Below are 19,829 nucleotides of genomic sequence, written 5' to 3'. Positions count from 1 at the left end.
TGTTATCCGTTTGCATCTCAAACTGCCTCAAGCTCGCTCATGAAGTCCTGGAGGTCGTCCAGGTCTGCATCGGTATTGGAATTCAAGCCACTGATCATGGCTGCGTATGCCTGTAGGTTTTGGGCCTGGAACAGCAAGGCGAGCGGCAAGTTGATGCCCAGCTCAACCTGCAGGCGAGCCATCACCTGGGTCGCCAGCAAGGAGTGGCCACCCAGTTCAAAGAAGTTGTCGTAAAGGCCCACCTTGTCCAGCTTCAGCACATCGGCCCAGACCGCTGCGATCCGTTGCTCCAATGCACTTTGTGGCGCCGTGAACTGGCCCTGCAGCAGGCTGGCATCCGGTTGCGGCAGCGCCTTGCGGTCCAGCTTGCCGTTGCCGGTCAGCGGCAAGCTGGCGAGGAACAGCACCTGAGTCGGCACCATGTATTCTGGCAGGCTTGCCTTGAGCGCTTCGCGCAGGGAAGCCCGCAGCACAACCTGGCCTTCGAGGCTGTCCAGGACCGCGCTGTCGACAGGTACCACATACCCCACCAACTGTTTGCCATGCGGGCCATCCTGGGCAACCACCACCCCCTGGCGCACTGCGCCCTGCTCCTGAAGGCGTGCTTCGATCTCACCCAACTCGATACGGAAACCACGAATCTTCACCTGGTGATCGATGCGCCCCAGGTACTCAATCACGCCATCACCGCCATAGCGGGCCAAGTCTCCCGAGCGGTACAGGCGGCCACCGTGGCTATCGAAAGGGTTCGGTACGAAACGCTCTGCAGTCAACGCCGGGCGACCGTGATAGCCACGTGCCAGGCCCTCCTGGCCAATCATCAGCTCACCCTGGCTACCGGGCACGATCGTGTTCAAGGCGCCGTCCAGCAGGTACCAACTCAGGTCAGGAATCACCTCGCCAATCGGGCTGCTGCCAACCTGCTTGAGGTCATCCCGACGGATTGGCCGATAGGTCACATGCACCGTGGTCTCGGTGATGCCATACATGTTGATCAGGCGCGGCAGGTGGTCACCGAAAACGTCGAACCAGGGCTTGAGGCTGCTCACATCCAACGCCTCACCGCCAAACACCACATGCCGCAGTGCCAGCTGGTTGCCAGCCTGCGCTGCGTTGCAGGCCAGCGGGATCAGTTGCTGAAACGCCGAGGGCGTCTGGTTCAGGACTGTGACCTGCTCGCTGACCAACAACGCATGGAAATCTTGCGGTGAACGCGCCACATCCCTCGGCACAATGACCGCCTTGCCGCCATACAGCAGCGCGCCGTACAGCTCCCACACTGAAAAATCGAACGCGTAGGAGTGGAATACCGTCCATACGTCGCTGGCATCGAACCGGAACCAGTCCTGGGTCGCCGCGAACAAGCGCACCACGTTATGGTGCGCCAGCAGCGCACCCTTGGGTTTGCCCGTGGAACCCGAGGTGTAGATCACATACGCCAGGTTCTGCGGTGATACCACGCGATCCAGGTTCGCCTCGCTGTAGTCGGCCAGCGCCCTATCGTCCAGGTTCACGGTCTGCATGCCTGGCGTAATCGGCAAGGCATCGCGCACGTGGCTTTGGGTCACCAACAAGCCGATGGCACTGTCCTCGAACAGGTAGGCAAGGCGATCCTGGGGGTATTCCGGGTCTAGCGGCACATAAGCGCCGCCCGCCTTGAGGATGCCGAGCAGGCCGACGACCATGTCCAGGCTGCGCTCCACGGCAAGCCCCACCAGTACGTCGGGCCCGACACCCAGTTCGCACAGTTTGTGCGCCAAGCGGTTGGCGCGGCGGTTCAATTCGCCGTAGCTCAGTGTCTGGCCGGCAAAACTCAAGGCGGGTGAATCCGGCGACAACGCGGCCTGGGCTTCGATCAACTGATGAAGCGTGTGCTCGCTGGGGAACTTCGCCGGGTTGCGGTTCCAGTCCTGAATGATTCGGGCCTGCTCCTGTTCTGCCAGCAGAGGCAGATCGGCAACGCGCTGCTGTGGTTCGTGAACAATCCCCTGCAGCAGGTTCAGCCAGTGCCGGGCCATGTGTTCGATAGTCTTAGCCTCGAACAGGTCAGTGGCATAGGTCAGCGCAGCACTGATGCCTTGCTCATGCTCGAAGGTGTCCAAGGTCAGGTCGAACTTGGCCGTGTGGCTGTCCCAGGCCAGTTCTTCCATCTCCAGCCCCTGCAGACGGCGGCGCTCGCCTTTGGCCTGGGTCTGGTGGTTGTACATCACCTGGAACAAAGGGCTGTGACTGAGGTTGCGCTCGGTCTGCAGGGCCTCCACCAGTTGTTCGAACGGCAGGTCCTGGTGCGCCTGAGCACCCAGCACACGTTGCTTGACCTGTTGCAGCAGCGCAGTGAAGGTCATCTGCAGGTCGAATTCTGCGCGCAGCACTTGAGTGTTGACGAAGAAGCCGATCAGCCGCTCGGTCTCGACCCGATTACGGTTGGCGACGGGCACACCGACACGGATATCGCACTGCCCGCTGTAGCGGTGCAGCAATGCCTGGAAGCTGGCCAGCAACACCATGAAGGGCGTCGCGCCCTGTTGCTGGGCCAACTGCTTCAGCGCGCCAGCCAGCGTGCTGTCGATTGCCACAGTAACGCGGGCGCCGTGGTAGCTGCTGGTCGTGGGCCGCGGCCGGTCGGTGGGCAGCGCCAGCACGGGCTGTTCGTCACCCAGTTGTTCGGTCCAGTAGGCGAGCTGTCGCGCCTGCTCGCCGGCCTCCATCCAGTTTCGCTGCCAGATGGCGTAGTCGGCGTACTGCACCGGCAGCACAGGCAGGTCCACTGCCTGCCCTTGGCTGTAGCCTTGGTAGAGCTGCACCAGTTCATTGATCATCAGCGGCATCGACCAGCCGTCAGATACGATGTGGTGCAGGGTCAGCACCAGCACCTGTTCGCCCGGCATCAGCCCCAGCAACTTCACCCGCAACAGCGGGCCCGTTTGCAGGTCGAAGGGCAGATGGGCTTCGCGCTCGACGTGACGACGCACGCTGGCGTCATCGGCCTGCTCCAGCTGTTCGAACATCAATTCGAAGGGGGTGTGCGCATGGACCACTTGTATGGCCTGCTCGCCTTCCAGGCGGAAGGTGGTGCGCAATGTCTCGTGACGGGCGATCAACGCCTCGAAGCTGCGCTGCAGGGCAGCAGTGTCCAACTGCCCTTTGAAGCGCAAGACGGACGAGAGGTTGTACGCGGTACTCACCTCCCCCAGTTGTGACAGTATCCACAGCCGCTGCTGGGCATAGGACAGCAGTACCGGCTCTTCTGGATCCCTCGGGAAGATCGGCGTGACCCCATACAGGTTGACGCCTTGTTTCTTGAGCAAGGCTGCCAACGCCTTACGTTTTTGGGTGGACAACGATACGACCGTATCGAGCAGCTCTTGCACAGGGAATCTCCTAAGAAATCAGCTCTTCAATTTCCTCCGTAGGTAGACGATTGAGCACTGGCAAGGATTTAGATGGAAATTCGCGCCGCTTACCGTGTGGGCGCCGGTTGGCCGGCTCCCACACGGTCCCTGCTAAGTCAAAAAGCTAGGAAACCAGCTCATCGAGCTCTTCCGTGCTCAAGCTGTCGAGCAACGCCAGGGACTTGGCCAACTGGTCCTGGGTAGCGTCGATGACGGGCGCCTTGCCTTCAAGCTGGCGGCTGAAGTCAGCCAGGACAGGGAACTCGAAGAGCTCTTTCAGCTCGGCCGAGACACCGGCTTGCTCCTGGATGCGCACGATCACCGAAGTCGCCAACAGGGAATGGCCACCTAGCGCGAAGAAGTTGTCAGTGAGGCCGACCTTCTCCAGCTTCAGTACATCGGCCCAGATCGCCGCTATCTGCTGCTCCATCTCGGTCTGGGGTTCGATGTATTCGCCTTGCAGCAGGCTGGCATCCGGTTGCGGCAGGGCCTTGCGATCCAGCTTGCCGTTCGGTGTTACCGGCAATTTGCCCAGCAGCAGCAGGTGCGCGGGCACCATGTAATCCGGCAGCCCGGCCTTGAGGGCCTCACGCAGGCTGTCGCGCAATGCGGCCTCGTCTTGCGTGTTGTCGGCCGGTACCACATAGCCCACCAACTGCTTGCCACTCGGCCCGTCCTGGGCCAGCACCACCGCTTCCTGCACCGCTGGCAATTCCAACAGGCGCGCTTCGATTTCACCCAGTTCAATCCGCAACCCGCGGATCTTCACCTGGTGGTCGAGACGCCCGGCGTAGTCGATCACACCGTCGGCGTTGTAACGCGCCAGGTCACCGGTGCGGTACAGGCGCCCGCCGTTGTCGCTGAACGGGTCCGGCACGAAGCGCTCGGCCGTCAGCGCCGGGCGCTGGTGATAACCACGGGCCAAACCTACGCCGCCCAGGTACAGCTCGCCGGCGCTGCCGCGTACTGCAGGTTGCAGGCTGCCTTCGAGGATGTGGGTCTTGAGGTTGTCGATCGGCTGGCCGATCGGCACGCTGATGCTTTCGTCCGGGCGGCAGGTCCAGTGGGTGACGTCGATGGCCGCTTCGGTCGGGCCGTACAGGTTGTACAGGCCGGCGGCTGGCAGGCGTTGCGGGGTCTGGCGCGCCAGCTCGGCCGGCAATGCCTCGCCACTGCACACCACGCGCTTGAGGCTGCGGCAGCTTTCCACCGCTTCGTGGGTCATGAACGCCTGCAGCATCGACGGCACGAAGTGCAAGGTGCTGATGGCGTACTGGTTGATGGTGTCGACCAGCACCTGCGGGTCGCGGTGGGCGCCCGGCTGGGCCATGACCAGGCGCGCGCCGGTCATCAGCGGCCAGAAGAACTCCCACACCGACACGTCGAAGCTGAACGGGGTTTTCTGCAGCACGCTGTCGCTGGCGTCCAGGCCATAGGCCTTCTGCATCCACCACAGGCGGTTGACCAGTGCCTGGTGGCTGTTGCCGGCGCCTTTCGGGCGGCCGGTGGAGCCGGAGGTGTAGATCACATAGGCAAGGTTCAGCGGGGCCACGTCGATACCAGGATTGGCATCGCTGTAGCCATCGAGGTTTTCGCTGTCCAGGTCCAGGCTGCGCAGGCCAGCCGGGATCGGCAAGGCAGCGCGCAGGTGCGACTGGGTCAGCAGCAAGGCAATGCCGCTGTCCTCGAACATGTAGCTGAGGCGGTCCTGCGGGTATTCCGGGTCCAGCGGCACATAGGCGCCACCGGCTTTGACGATACCCAGCAGGCCGATGACCATCTCCAGGCTGCGCTCCATGGCGATGCCCACCAGCACGTCCGGGCCCACGCCCAGTTCACGCAGCTTGTGCGCCAGCTGGTTGGCTTTGCCATTGAGTTCGGCGTAGCTCAGGGTCTGCTCACCAAACACCAACGCCGGGGCGTCCGGAGTGGCGAACACCTGGGCTTCGATCAGTGAGTGGATACTGCGCTCATTCGGGTACGCCGCGAGGGTGTCGTTCCAACCCTCGACCATCATCTGCTGCTCTTGCAGGCTCAGCATCGGCAGCTCGCCGACTACTGCATCCGCATCGGCGACCAATGCCTGCAGCAGGCGGGTGAAATAACCCGCCAACCGGCCAATGCTCTCGTCGCTCCACAGGGCACGGTCATGGCTGTATTGCATCGACAGAGTCGCGCCCAGTTCTACTACCAGCGTCAGCGGGTAGTTGGTCTGCTCTTGCACAGCCACGTCGCCAAAGCGCAACCCGCCCGGCGCGCCTTGTTGCAGCGCCTCGGACACCGGGTAGTTTTCGAACACCAGAATGCTGTCGAACAGCGCGTCACCGCCCTGCCCGGCCCAGCGCTGTACGTCGTACAGCGGGGTGTGCTCGAACTCGCGCACGGCCAGGTTGCAAGCCTGCACCTGGCTGATCCACTCGGCTACCGTCTGCTCGGCACGGGGCGCGCCAATCACCGGCAGGGTGTTGATGAACAGGCCGATCTGCTCTTCCACCCCGGCGAGGTCCGCGGGGCGGCCGGCCACGGTGGCGCCGAAGCACACGCTGGCCTGACCGGTGCAGCGCTGCAACAGCAGCAGCCAGGCCGATTGCACCAGGGTGTTGACGGTAACGCGGTTAGCCCGGGCGAAGGCTTCGATGCGGGCGGTCTGCTCGGTATCGAGGGCCAGGCGATGATCACCGTAGCCGCTGCCCGCAACGCCCGCACTACCGGCAATGGCCTGGGCCAGGCGCGTCGGCTCGTCGAGCGCGGCCAGCTGGGCCTGCCAGAAGGCTTCGGCGACCGCCGCGTCCTGGCCTTGCAGCCAGGCGATATAGTCGCGGTAGTGCGTGGCCTGGGCCTTTGGCGCCATGCCTACGTAACGTTGCAGCACTTCACCCAGCAGGCGTGAGGTGCTCCAGCCATCCATCAAGATGTGGTGGTTGGTGTAGATCAGGTGGTGGCGGGCTTCGCCCGTTTGCACCAGCACCAGGCGCAGCAGCGGCGCTTCGGTCAGGTCGAACCCTTGTTGGCGCTCGCCTTCGGCCAGCGCCTGCAGGGCCTGCTCAAGCGCCGGCTGGCCACGCCAGTCATGCTCGCTGCACGGCAACGCCACCGATTTGCGCACCACCTGCACGGCCTGCTCCAGCTCGCCCTGCAGGACGAAACCGCTGCGCAGGATGTCATGGGCATCGAGCGCGGCCTGCCAGGCCTGCTTGAAGCGCTGCACATCCAGCCCCTCGACATCGACCCGCAACTGGTTGATGTAGTTGCCGGCCTGTTGGTCGTAGAGCGTGTGGAACAGCATGCCCTGCTGCATCGGCGACAGCGGATACACATCGGCGATTTGCGCTGCAGGTAGAGGCAAGCTGTCCAACTGGCCCTGGGTGAGCGCGGCCAATGGGAAGTCCGAAGGCGTCACGCCGTGGTGCTGCGCCTGGCAGCAATGCTCGACCAACTCGGCCAGTGCCTGCTCGTAGGCCTGGGCCAGCTGCTGGATGGTTTCCGGGTGGTAGACGTCTTCGCTGTAGGTCCACTCCAGGAACAGCTCGCCGCCATACACCTGGCCGGTGATGCTCAGCCAGTTGCCCAGTTGCGCACCGGCGCATTGGGTACGCCCGGCGCTTTCGCCGCTCGGGCTGAACACGGCGGTATCGTCGGTCGTGAAACTGCTGTCGAACTGGCCCAGGTAGTTGAAGGTGACGCGTGGCTGCGCAGTGCCGCTGAGCCGCTCGCGGACCGGGGTATCGCCCAGGTAACGCAGCAGGCCGTAACCGATGCCCTTGTCCGGCACCGCGCGCAATTGCTCTTTGATTGCCTTGATCGACGGGCCCATCGCCTGGCCAGGGGCAAGGCGTACCGGGAACACGCTGGTGAACCAACCCACCGTGCGGCTGAGGTCAAGGTCGTCGAACAGGTCTTCGCGGCCATGGCCTTCCAGTTGCACCAGCACCTCGTCCTGCGCGCTCCACTGGCACAGGGTACGCGCCAGCGCGGTCAGCAGCAGGTCGTTGACCTGGGTGCGGTAGGCGGCGGGTGCCTGCTTCAGCAACTGGGCGGTACGCGCGGCATCCAGGCGCGATGCAGCGGTACGGGCATGCTGGTTGCCCAGGCTGCCCTGCGGGTTGTCACGCGGCAGTTCTGCCGGGCTGCCTTGCAGCACCTGCTGCCAGTAGTCAGCCTGGGCGTGCAGCGCTGGGCTGCTGGCGTGAGTGACCAGGCGCTCTGCCCAGGTTTTCACGCCGCAGGTTTTGGCCGGCAGGCTAACGACTTGCCCGTTCAGGCGTTGCTGGTAAGCCTCTTGCAGGTCCTCCAGCAGTACCCGCCAGGACACGCCGTCTACCACCAGGTGGTGAATGACCAACAGCAAACGCTGCTGGCCATCGGCGACGTCGAACAGTTCGGCACGCAGCAGCGGCCCGTGCTCCAGGTCGAGGCTGGCTTGCACCTCAGTGCCCGCAGCGTCCAGTTCGCTCAACGCCGCGAGGCTGCGCTGGCGCAGCACCGGCGAAGCGTCCACGGCCTGGAAGCGGGCCTGCCACGGGCCGTTCTGGCGGCTGAAGCGCAGGCGCAAGGCATCGTGCTGTTCCAGCACCGCACGCAGGGCCGCTTCCAGGTGCTCCACTTGCACACGCTGGGCCGGTTTCAGCAGCACCGACTGGTTCCAATGCGCAGGCTGGGCGATGTCCATCTCGAAGAAACGCACCTGGGCCGGCAGCAGCGCCACCTCACCGCGGGTCGCGGTATCCACGGGGGCTGCAAGCGGTTGCTTGGCTTCGATGCGCTTGGCGACCTGGGCCAGTTGGCCAACGGTCTGCTGTTCGAACAGCTGCTTGGGGGTGATCTTGATGCCTTGGCGCTTGGCCCGGGCGATGATCTGCAGGCTGAGGATGGAGTCGCCACCCAACTCGAAGAAGTTGTCGCTGCTGCCCACGCGTTCCAGCTTGAGCACATCGGCCCACACGGCGGCGAGCTTCTCTTCGACCTCGCCTTCTGGGGCCACATAGCCGCGGCTTACCGCGCCCGGTGTGGGCAAGGCACGCTTGTCGAGCTTGCCGTTGGCGGTCAGTGGCAGGCGCTCGAGCAACAGGATGTGTGCGGGCACCATGTAGTCAGGCAGGCGCGTCTGCAGGTGCGCCTGCAACTGCTGCGTGCTCATGCCCCCTTCAGCCACCACGTAGGCCACCAACTGCAGGCGCTCGGCATCGCCTTCCAGCGGCACGGCCAGGACCACGGCGTCGCTGACACCGGGCAACCCGGCGATGACTCGGCCGATTTCACCCGGCTCGACGCGATAGCCACGGATTTTCACCTGGTCATCGGCACGCCCGATGAATTCGATCAGGCCTTCAGCGCTCATTCGCGCTCGGTCGCCCGTGCGGTACAGGCGGGCGCCACCCGCAGCCGGTACAAAGCGCTCGGCCGTCAGCCCCGGCTGGCCCAGGTAGCCCTGGGCAACGCCCTGCCCACCCAGGTACAGCTCGCCGACCACGTGCGGCGCCAGCGGGTTGAGGTAACCATCGAGCACCTGGGCGCAGGCATTGCCCAGCGGGCGACCGACCGGCACTGTGCGGCAGCCTTGCAGACGCTGGCTTGGCTCAAAGGTCAGCACGCCGACCGTGGTCTCGGTCGGGCCGTAGTGGTTGATCACCCGGCACCCCGGGCGCAACTCGCGGACTTTTTCCAGCAGGCTCCAAGGGCACGCTTCGCCGCCCAGAATCAACGCTTCGGCAGGCAGCACCTCGGCGGCGCGGGACGCTTGCAGCAGGCCTTGCAGGTGGCTTGGCACCAGCTTCACCACGCCCACCTGGTGCTGCGCCATGTAGCTGGCGAAACCGTCGGGGTCGAAGGCCAGTTCCTGCGGCAACAAATGCAGCAGGCGGCCCGAGGCCAGGGCGCCGAACAGCACGGTGTGGCCCAGGTCGGCGGCGGTGGTGGACACCATGGCCATGCTCACGCCGGCGGGCAGTTGCAGGCGCTCCAGCACGGCTTGGATGTAGCTGGCCAGCGACCCGTGGCTGACCACCACGCCTTTCGGCTGGCCGGTCGAGCCCGAGGTGTAGATGAGGTAGGCCGGCTGTTCAGGGCTGACTGCAACCGCTACTCGGCTGTCGCTGCAGCCTGCCCAGGTGGCGGGCTCACAGGCAACCGCCTGCACCCCGTCGAGGCCCGCGAAGCGTGTATCGCCCGGCTCATGCAGCAGCACGGCAGCGCCACTGTCGACGATCAACTGCTGCAAGCGCTCCTGCGGCTGCTGGGTGTCCAGCGGCAGGTAGGCGGCCCCGGTCTTGAGGACTGCCAGCAAGGCCGTGACCCACTCGATGGAGCGCGGCAGGCACAGGGCTACGATGCTGCCATCACCGACGCCGCGCTGGCGCAGGTAGTCGGCCACGCGGTTGGACGCAGCGTCCAGCCCGGCCTGGGTCATGAAGCGGTCACCTGCGCGCACGCCACCTTGGGCCTGCCCTTGGGCCATCGCCTGGTGCCACAGGGCGAGGACGTCGCGGTGCGGGTAGGCTGCTGGCGCGGCCTGCTGCTGCGCCGCCACTTCAAGGTGCTCGACGATCGGCGTGTGCGGGGCGTGGCTGAGCACGTCCAGCACGCGCCGCAGCGAATCCGCCAGGCGCTGAATGGTGGCCTGCTCGAACAGGTCGGTGGCGTAGGTGAAGTACCCCTCGATGCCTTCGGGTTTGTCCGAGAAGTCAAAGGCCAAGTCAAAGCGCGCATCGCCTCCTTCGCGGGCAAAGCCTTCTACCTCCAGCTCGCCCAGGCGCTTGCGCGAGGGGTCGCCGGCCGCCACGTGCTGGTTGATCTTAAACTGGAACAGCGGGTTGTGGGCCAGGTTGCGCTCTGGCAGCAAGGCATCCACCAGGTGCTCGAACGGCAGCTCCTGATGCGACTGGGCGCCGCCGATCACGTCCTTGACCTGCTCCAGCAGCGCAGCGAAGGTCGCGCGCTCGTCCACTTGCACACGCAGCACTTGGGTATTGATGAAGAAGCCGATCAGGCCTTCCAGCTCTTTGCGGTTACGCCCGGCATTCGGTGCGCCGATGCGGATGTCCGACTGCCCGCTGTAGCGCGACAGCACCACCGCCATGGCCGCCAGCATCAGCACGAATACGGTGTGGCCGCCCTTGCGTGCCTGGGTGCGCAGAGCCTCGGCCTGCTCGGCGCCGATGTTCAGTTTGAGCACCGCGCCGCGATAGCTCGGCGTGGCCGGCCGCTCGAAGTCCAGCGGCAGGCTCAGCAACGGCTGCTCGTCACCCAGTTGCGCCTGCCAGTACGCCAGCTGGCGCTGGGCCTCACCGGCCTCCAGCCAGGCGCGCTGCCAGATCGCATAATCGGCGTACTGGATCGGCAGGGCCGGCAATTCGGCCTGACGGCCTTCAGCCAACGCGGTGTACAGCTGGATGAATTCCTGCACCAGCAGGTCGCTCGACCAACCGTCGGAGATGATGTGGTGCATGCTCAGGGCCAGCACATGGTGCTCAGCGTCCACGCGCAGCAGCGTAACCCGCATCAACGGCCCGGCCAGCAGGTCGAACGGCTGCTTCAGCGCGGCATCGACAGCCACGCTCAAGGCGGCTTCATCGTCCTGGCACTCGACCACGTCCAGCACCAGCGGGCAGGCGTCGAGAATGTCCTGATGGAACTCGCCTTCATCCGAGACGAAGCGGGTACGCAGCGACTCGTGACGGCTGACCAGCGCATCCAGCGCCTGCTGCAATACCGCCAGGTCGAGTGCGCCCTTGAGGCGCACGGCCATCGGCACGTTATAGGCCGGGCTATCGGGCTCCAACTGCCACAGGAACAGCAAGCGCTGCTGGGCAAACGACAACGGAATGCGCGCCAGGCCCTGGCGTGCGGGCACGATGGGCAACAGGCGGAAGCTTTGCCCAGTGGCCTGCATTTTCTCCAGGATCTGCTGACGCTGCTCCACAGGGAGGCCGACGAAGCGTTGGGCAATGCGTTGTGCTGCAGTGAGTTCCATGTCAGGCCTCTGTGAATTCATTCATCATTTTTTCGATATCGCTCAGGCCGTCGTCGCTCAGCGACAGGCCCTGCTCGTCCAGTGCCTGGGCGAACGCACGCAGCTCGGGGTGGGCGAAGATCAGCCGCAGGGGCAGGTCCAGGCCCAGCTCCACGTTGATGCGCGAAACTGCCTGTGCGGCCAGCAGGGAGTGGCCGCCGAGCTCGAAGAAGTTGTCGTTCAGGCCAACCTGGCCGAGGTTCAGCAATTGCGCCCAGATCTGCGCCAGTTGCTGTTGCAGTTCGGTCTGCGGCGCTTCGTAGTCGTGCTGCGGCTGGCTGGGGTCGGGCAGCGGCAGCGCCTTGCGGTCGAGCTTGCCGCTGGGGGTCAGCGGCATGTTCGGCAGGGTCACCAGGTAGGACGGGATCATGTAGTCCGGCAGGCTTGCCTTGAGGTACTGCTTGAGCGCCTGGCGCAGGTCGCCAGTGCTGCCTTCGACAGGCACGGCATAGGCGCACAGCTGCTTGCCGCTGGGCAGGTCGATGGCCAGTACCGTTGCCTCGCGCACATCCGGGTGCGCGCGCAGGTACTGCTCGATCTCGCCCAGTTCAATGCGGAAGCCGCGCACTTTCACCTGGTGGTCAGCTCGCCCGCGATAGGCCAGTTGCCCCTGCTCGTCGTAGTAACCGAGGTCGCCGGTGCGGTACAACCGGCCTCCACCCACGGGGTCGAACGGGTCGGGAATGAAGCGTTCGGCTGTCAGCGATGGGCGTTGGTGGTAACCCCGCGCCAGGCACCCTGCCCCGCCGATGAACAGTTCGCCCGACACGCCGACCGGGGTCGGCGCAAGGCCGTCGTCCAGGGCGTGCAAGGTCCGGCCTGGCAACGCTCGGCCAATCGGCACGCCGCCTGCGCTGATCTGCTCGGGCGTCATTGGCGAGCAGTCGAACGTGGTGGCGACCACGGTCGCCTCGGTCGGGCCGTAGGTGTTGAGCAGGCGCACCGCCGGCGGCCCGTCGGCCAGCCAGGCGCGCAGGGCATCTTCCGGCACCGCTTCACCGCCCACGTGGATCTGCTTGAGCCGGCCATAGGCCTCGGGTGCGCGACGCTCCAGGGCCAGTAGCCTCCAGTAGGCCGCCGGCAGGTCGGCCACGGTAACCCCGTGGCGGTTGATCTCGTCCACCAGGGTGTTGGTGTCCCACAGCCGCAGGTCGCGCAGCACCACGCAAGCGCCTTGCGCCAGCGGCGGGAAAAACTGCTCGATGAAGCCGTCGAAGCTGAAGGTAGCGAACTGCAGCACACGGTCTTCCGGGCTCAGGCGCGAGTAGTCGCCAGCCACCTGGCAGAACACCGACAAGGCATGGTGATCGATGGCCACGCCCTTGGGCATGCCGGTGGAACCGGAGGTGTAGATGACATAGGCGAGGTTGTGCGGCGCGGCCAGGTTCGGCAGCGGCTCGGCTGGCCAGGCGTGCAGCCACTGGGTGCCGGGTTCGAGCACCACGCAAGGCAGCTGCTTATCCAACTGCAAGCGCGCCAGCGACGGCGCATCGGCCAGCAGCAGGCCGATGCCGCTGTCCTCGACCATGTACGCCAGGCGCTCTTGCGGGTAGTCCGGGTCCAGCGGCACATAGGCACCGCCAGCCTTGTGAATGGCGATCAGCGCCAGCGCCATGCCCAGGCCGCGCTCGACGGCTACACCTACCAGGCGGTCTGGGCCTACGCCCAGGGCACGCAGGCGGTGGGCCAACTGATTACTGCAGCGGTCCAGCTCGGCGTAGCTCAGTTGCTGGTCGTCGAAAATAAGCGCCACGGCGTCGGGCCGCGCACTTGCCTGACGCGCCAGCAACTGGTGCGCACACAGGCCGCTGCTGGCCTGCGGTGCCGGGTTCCAGCCATGAGTCAGCTGACGGCGCTCAGCGTCGGCCAAGAAGTCCAGCTCGGCGATGCAGCGCTGCGGCTCGGCACAGATGGCTTCGAGCAGCGCTTGCCAGTGCCCGGCCATGCGCTCAATACGCGGGGCATCGAACAGGTCGGTGGAGTAGTTGAACGAGGCCGTTACACCGTCGGAGCGTTCCAGGGTGTTAAGCGAGATGTCGTACTGCGCGCCCGGCTCCAGCAGGTCCACTTCCCGGACCTTGAGACCGTGCAGGGCATCGCTGGACACCTGCTCGCCCAAGTCGCGCAAATGGTTGTACAGCACCTGGAAGAACGGGTTCACGCCCTGGTCGCGCTCGGGGTACAGGGCTTCGGCCACCTCAAGGAACGGCACGTCCTTGTTGGCCTGGGCCTGCAACGTGGTCTCCTTGATCGCGGCCAGCAGCTGCGGGAACGGCAGGCTGCCATCGACGCCCACCCGCGCCACCACCACGTTGATGAAGAAGCCGATCAGCCCTTCGAGCTCCAGGCGGTTGCGGTTGGTGACGGGCACGCCGATGTTGATCGTGTCCTTGCGGCTGTAGCGCGACAGCACGATGGCATAGGCCGCCAAAAAGACATGGAACAGCGTGGCATTGGACGCCACCGCCAATGCCCGCAGACGCTCGGTCAGGGCCAGCGGCAGGCGCACATCGAAGCGGCTGCCCTGGTAGCTTTTGACCTGCGGGCGAATACGGTCGGCGGGCAGTTCGAGGACCTCGAAGTCGTCTTCAAGGCGCGCTTTCCAATAGTCGATCTGTGCCTGCATCTGCCCCTCGTCCAGCCATTTGCGCTGCCAGGCGGCGAAGTCGGCGTACTGCACCGGCAGCGGTTCGATGGCCCGCACCTGGCCGCTGGCCGCCGCGTTGTAGGCCGTTGCGAACTCGCGTACCAGCAGGCTCATCGACCAACCGTCGGAGACGATGTGGTGCAGGGTCAGCGACAGCAGGTGCTCCTGCGCATGCACCTTGAACAGGCGGGCACGCAGCAGTGGGCCGTGCTCCAGGTCGAACGGGGCGAAGGCTTCGGCCTCCAGCTTGCGCATCTGCGCGGCGTCGTCCTGGCCACTGAGGTCGTCGAAACCGATCGGCACCGAGGCGGCGGGCAGGATGCGTTGCCACGGCAAACCGTTGGCTTCGACAAACACCGTGCGCAGTGACTCGTGGCGCGCCACCAGCGCATCCAGCGCGGCCTGCATCGCAGCACGGTCGAGGGGGCCTTGCATGCGCACGGCCATTGGCGTGTTGTAGGCCAGGCTTTCGGGGTTGAGCTTCCAGAACAGCCACTGGCGGTTTTGCGAGCGGGACACTGGCAGTGGCTGCTCGCGGTCGAGGATCTCGATCTCAAGCCCAGCGCCCTGCTCGCCCTCGGCCACTGCCTGGGCGAAGGCCTGCAGGTCGACCGTGTCGAACAGGGTACGCAGCGGGATGTCCAGGCCCAGGTGCTTGCGCACCCGCGATACGGCCTGGGTTGCCAGCAGCGAGTGCCCGCCCAAGGCAAAGAAGTTGTCGCTCAGGCCCACCTGCGGCACCTGCAGCACTTCAGCCCAGATCTGCGCCAGTTGCACCTGCAGCGGGGTCACCGGTGCCTGGTAGGCCGCCTGGGTGGCCACCGGCTCAGGCAGCGCCTTGACGTCGACCTTGCCGTTGACCGTGACCGGCAGTTGTGCCAGCACCATCAGGTGGGTCGGCACCATGTGCTCGGGCAGCAGGCCTTTGAGCGTGGCGCGAATCGTGTCCTGCCAAGCTTGGCTGTCTGCCGGCATTTGGCTGGGCACCAGCCAGGCCGCCAGCACCGCTTCCGGTGCCTGGCCCTTGACCCGGACCACGGCGTTGGCGACGCCCTCCAGGCTAAGCAACTGCTGCTCGATCTCGGCCAGTTCCACGCGGTAACCGCGGATTTTCACCTGGCCGTCCATGCGCCCGGCAAACTGCAGCTCGCCAGCGGCGTTGTGCCGTACCCAGTCGCCACTGCGGTACAGGCGTTCGCCGTGGGCACCACTTGGGTCGGGCACGAAGCGCTCGGCGGTGAGCGCCGGGCGGCCGAGGTAGCCACGGGCAAGGCCGGCGCCGCCGATGTACAGCTCGCCCTTGGCCTTGGCCGGCAGTGGCTGCAGGCAGCTGTCGAGCACGCTGACGGTTGCGTTGGCCAGCGGTTGGCCGAGCGACGCCTGATCGTCCAGTTCAGCCACCAGCACGCCGACCGTGGTCTCGGTCGGGCCGTAGTGGTTGAACACCTTGAGCGCCGGCGCCAGGGCGCGGATTTTGCCGAGCAGGCCCGGGCTGATGGCTTCGCCGCCCAGCACCAGGCACTGGCCAGGCAGTGCCGCGCGACCGGCGACCAACATGGCCTCCAGGTGCGAGGGCACGATCTTAACGGCGTCCACCTGGTGCTGTGCCAGGTAGGCCGCAAAGCCCTCGGCATCCAACACTTGCTCGCGCAGCATCAGGTGCAAGGTCTGGCCGCCACACAGGGCGCCGAACAGCATGGTGTGGCCAAGGTCCGCTGCCGGGGTCGAGACTTGCGCCATGCTGTGGATCTGCCCCACCGGCAGGCGTGCGGCGATGCCCTCAACGTAGTTACCCAAGGCGCCATGGCTGATCGCGACGCCCTTGGGCTGGCCGGTGGTGCCGGAGGTGTAGATCACGTAGGCGAGGTTGGCTGCGGCAGCACTAGGGCGTGGCATTTTTTGGCTTAGGGCTTGGGTATGTTCCCACGCCAGGCGGGAAACGCCTTCAGGCAGTTCCGCCTGCCAGTTGCCAGGCGCCAGCACCCGCTGGGTGCCGCTGTCGGTGAGCAAGTAGGCCAGGCGTTCGGCCGGTTGTTCAGGCTCCAGGGGCAGGTACGCGCCGCCCGCCTTGAGCACGCCGAGGATGCTGGCGAGCATGCCGACACTGCGGTCAGCCAGCACGCCGACCAGGGTGTCTGGCTGCACGCCGGCTTCGACCAGCCTGTCGGCGATGGCCTCGGCGCGGGCGTCGAGTTCGGCGTAGCTGGCTGCCTCGCCGGCGGCCATCACTGCGGTGCGCGCGGGGTGGCGGCGGGCGGCGTCGGCAAAGCGCTGGTGAACCAGCAGCGGCTCGACCAAATGACCTGGCACACCCCGAGTGGCTGCCAGGCCCGGCAACGGCAACTCGCCCACCGCGCCAGCGGTGTCATCGGCCAGCGCCTGCACCAGGGCCAGCCATTGCTCGCCCAGGGCCTCGATCGTGGCCGCATCGAACACGTCCAGGGCATAGGTGAAGGCCGCATGCAGCTGCCCGGCACGCTCGTGGGTATCCAGCGCCAGGTCGAAACGGGCGCTGTGCTTTTCCAGGGTGATCGGCGCCAGGCTCAGCCCGGAGCGGGTCTTGATGGCTTCGACATCCGCCACCTGGGCCTGATGGTTGAACAGCACGCGGAAAAGCGGGCTGTCGGTGCTACGGGGCAGGTCCAAGGCTTCGACCAGTTGCTCGAACGGCAGGTCCTGGTGGCTCTGCGCGCCCACGGCGGTTTCGCGCACGCGCTGCAACAGGCCGGTGATATCCAGCAGCGGGTCGAGCTCGGTGTGCAGCACTTGGGTATTGATGAAGCAGCCGATCAAACCCTGGCTTTCGGCGCGGTTGCGGTTGGCGATGGGCACGCCGACGCGGATTGCGCCCTGCCCGCTGTAGCGCTGCAGCAGCAGCTTGAAGGCCGCCAGCAAAACCATGAACAAGGTAACGTTGTGCCGACGCGCCAGGCCGCGCAGGCGCTCGGCGACATCGGCAGCAATCGGGAATGCGTGGCGAGCGCCGCGGTAGCTTGGCCGGCCTTTGCGGGTGCGGTCCAGCGGCAGCTCCAGTGGGGCGTGATCATCGCCCAGGCGCGCCTGCCAGTACGCCAGCTGGCGGTCCTGCTCACCGGCCTCGAGCCAACTGCGCTGCCACAGGGCGTAGTCACGGTACTGGATCGGCAGGGGCTCGAGTGTGGCCTGGGTGCCGGCCACGGCGGCGTCGTAGAGGTGCAGGAATTCGTCGATCAGCACGTTCATCGACCAGCCGTCGGCGACGATATGGTGCAGGGTCAGCAGCAGGACATGTTCCTGCGCTGCCAGTTGCAGCAGGCGCACGCGCAGCAGCGGGCCGGTGGCCAGGTCAAAAGGCGCCAGGGCCTCTGCTTCGGCAATCGATTCGAGGGTGTGTTGGCGGGCCGCTTCGGCCAGCTCGCTCAGGCAGTCCTGGCGCAATTGCAGCGGGGCCGCGACGGCATCCACGTGCTGACGCACGTCATCGCCGTCGGCGACAAAGCGGGTGCGCAGGGTTTCGTGGCGGGCGACCAAGGCGTCGAATGCGTGTTGCAGGGCGCTCAGGTCCAATGGGCCATTCAGGCGCACGGCCATCGGCAGGTTGTAGGCTGCGCCTTGGGGGTCGAGCTGCCAGAGGAACCACATGCGCCGCTGGGCGTAGGACAACCGGTCACGCTCGTCGACCTCGACACCTGGCGCAATCGGCAGCACGGAGAAGTCCATGCCCTCGCCCTGCAACGCCTTGAGGAACAGGCGGCGCTTGTCGGGGCTGAGTTCGATGAAACGGCGGGCGAGTTTGAGCGTCTGTTCAGCATTCATGTCGAGCGGTGTCCTGGCAGTCGAGCGTTAACTGTCAGACGAAGGCATGGGGGGCTGATTTAGGGGTTGGGGCTGATAGGTGCATGCCTTGGGTTTTGCAGCGCCGGTGAGATCGAGCGCCGCCCGCGCGGCGCTTCGCAGCACAAGGCTGCTCCTACATCTGTTTCCGGCCAGTAAAGCCTGTGAGAGAGGCGCGCGACCGCCTTGTTTGTTCGACTCGATATCGTGTCAGGCGCCAAGGGGCCGCGCGCTAATGCCTCAGGAATAATTGGCCCGAAACAGATGTAGGAGCAGCCTTGTGCTGCGAAGCGCCGCGCGGGCGGCGCTCGATCTCACAGGCGACAAAACCCCCAAGGCATGCACCTCCTCACCGCCCCACCTGCGAATGCCCCTCCGCCATCGCCACCACCACCTTACGCTTCCCCGTAAACGGCGAACGCGCATGCGCCGCGAGCATGTTATCGAGCATCAGCACATCATTCTCCAGCCAAGGGAAACTGATAGTGCACTCATCCAACACCCCGCGTACCTCATCAAGTAACGCGTCCTCAATGGTCGAGCCATCGCCGTAATACACATTGCGCGGCAGGTCTTCTTCCTCGACGATGTCCATCAACGCCTCCCGCACCTCCGGCTGCAGGTTAGACACATGGAACAGGTGCGCCTGGTTGAACCACACGTCCTCCCCCGTCACCGGATGACGCGCTACCACCTGGCAGCGTTGGCGTGTGCGCAACTCGCCATCCTCCTTCCAGATGCATTCAATGGCATGCGCACGGCAGTAGGCCTCGACCTGCCGCGGGTCTTCGGTGTTGAACACCTGCGACCATTCCACGTCCAGGCCGTTGCCGTAGTTGCGCACATACATCAGGCCCTTCTCGACCAATCGCTCACGAATGCGCGCTGGCATCCGCCGATACACCTCGCGGCTGTCGGCAATCGGCGTCTCGCCGCCGGTCTCGGCGGGGATCACGCTGTAGAACCAGATCTTCATCGGCCACTCGAGGGTGTAGGCCTGCTCGTTGTGCAGCGGGATGCTCTGGTGCGCCGGGTACTCGGTCGAGGTGTAAACGCCTTGGGTCACGTTGCTGCGCGGCGTGGAGCCGAACTCGTAGTTGAGCAGCGGGTGGCCGAACGCGGCGGCGAACTGGCGAAAAGCCTCAGCCCCGCCCACCTGGAAGCCCCTGAACAGGATGCCGCCTGCGTCCAGCAGGTGGCGGTCAACCAGCGGTTTCAGCTCGTCGAACGCGTCGAGCAGGTCGATGCCAGGCTCCGGCGCGCGCACCAACAACGGCAGGTCGCCGCGGGCAGCGTCCAGGGGTTCGATCGCAAAGCTCAGCAATTCACTCATGTACCGTCACCTCAAGCCAGGGCCGCCGTGGCGGCGAAAGGGATGCTGCGCCATCAGGGCGCCTGACTAGATGAACGAGCATGCCCGGCAGAAATTCACCCGCGCGAACACACAGGTAAAGCGAACGCGCGCCGGTTCGTCTGAACGATGTGCACCCTTTTATCGTCCAGGAACCCTACATGACTCGCCAGCTTCTGCTCCTCGCCTTGCTTGCCGCGGCCCCTGCCGTCGCCTGGTCGGCCGAGCACTGCGCCGTGGAAATACACGGCACCGACCAGATGACCTTCGACAAGGCCGAAATCACCATCCCCAAGGCCTGCACGTCGTTCACCGTCACCCTCGCCCACCCTGGCGAAATGCCGAAGAACGTCATGGGTCATAACTGGGTCCTGAGCACCCAGGCAGATATGCAAGGCGTGCTGGACGACGGCCTGAAGGCAGGCGAGGCACAGGACTACGTGAAGCCAGGCGATACCCGGGTCATCGCCCATACCCGCCTGATTGGCGGTGGCGAAAAAGACAGCGTCACCCTCGACACCCGTTCGTTGAAGGCCGGCACTGCCTACAGCTTCTACTGCTCGTTCCCGTTCCACAGCACCTTGATGAAGGGCACCCTGGCCCTCGGGAGCTGACCCC

Annotated in this window: 5 protein-coding genes; 1 reads left to right on the top strand and 4 read right to left on the bottom strand. The window is 65.5% G+C overall.

Annotated features, from left to right (window positions below):
- Nucleotides 1-17: 17 nt before the first annotated feature.
- The 4 genes from AB7M33_RS15730 to AB7M33_RS15715 form a co-directional block, all read right to left on the bottom strand.
- Nucleotides 18-3,371 carry an amino acid adenylation domain-containing protein gene (locus AB7M33_RS15730; protein ID WP_454243094.1) on the bottom strand — a complete coding sequence of 1,118 codons (3,354 nt, stop codon included), beginning with the start codon at nucleotides 3,369-3,371 and terminating at the stop codon, nucleotides 18-20.
- A gap of 145 nt (nucleotides 3,372-3,516) precedes the next feature.
- Entirely contained in the window at nucleotides 3,517-11,361 is a 7,845-nt protein-coding gene (locus AB7M33_RS15725; protein ID WP_454243093.1) for an amino acid adenylation domain-containing protein, read from the bottom strand.
- A 1-nt stretch (nucleotide 11,362) separates the two neighbouring features.
- Nucleotides 11,363-17,842 carry an amino acid adenylation domain-containing protein gene (locus AB7M33_RS15720; protein ID WP_454243092.1) on the bottom strand — a complete coding sequence of 2,160 codons (6,480 nt, stop codon included), beginning with the start codon at nucleotides 17,840-17,842 and terminating at the stop codon, nucleotides 11,363-11,365.
- Nucleotides 17,843-18,209: 367 nt separating this feature from the next.
- Nucleotides 18,210-19,193: a TauD/TfdA family dioxygenase gene (locus tag AB7M33_RS15715; RefSeq protein WP_454243091.1), complete on the bottom strand. Its 984-nt coding sequence runs from the start codon at nucleotides 19,191-19,193 to the stop codon at nucleotides 18,210-18,212.
- Nucleotides 19,194-19,372: 179 nt separating this feature from the next.
- On the opposite strand from AB7M33_RS15715, the gene azu reads away from it, so the two are divergent.
- Nucleotides 19,373-19,825 carry an azurin gene (azu, locus tag AB7M33_RS15710; protein WP_265968501.1) on the top strand — a complete coding sequence of 151 codons (453 nt, stop codon included), beginning with the start codon at nucleotides 19,373-19,375 and terminating at the stop codon, nucleotides 19,823-19,825.
- Nucleotides 19,826-19,829: the final 4 nt, after the last annotated feature.

It is taken from the genome of Pseudomonas sp. Y3 TE3536 (assembly GCF_053629175.1).
This window is presented reverse-complemented; position numbering and strand designations above follow the sequence as displayed.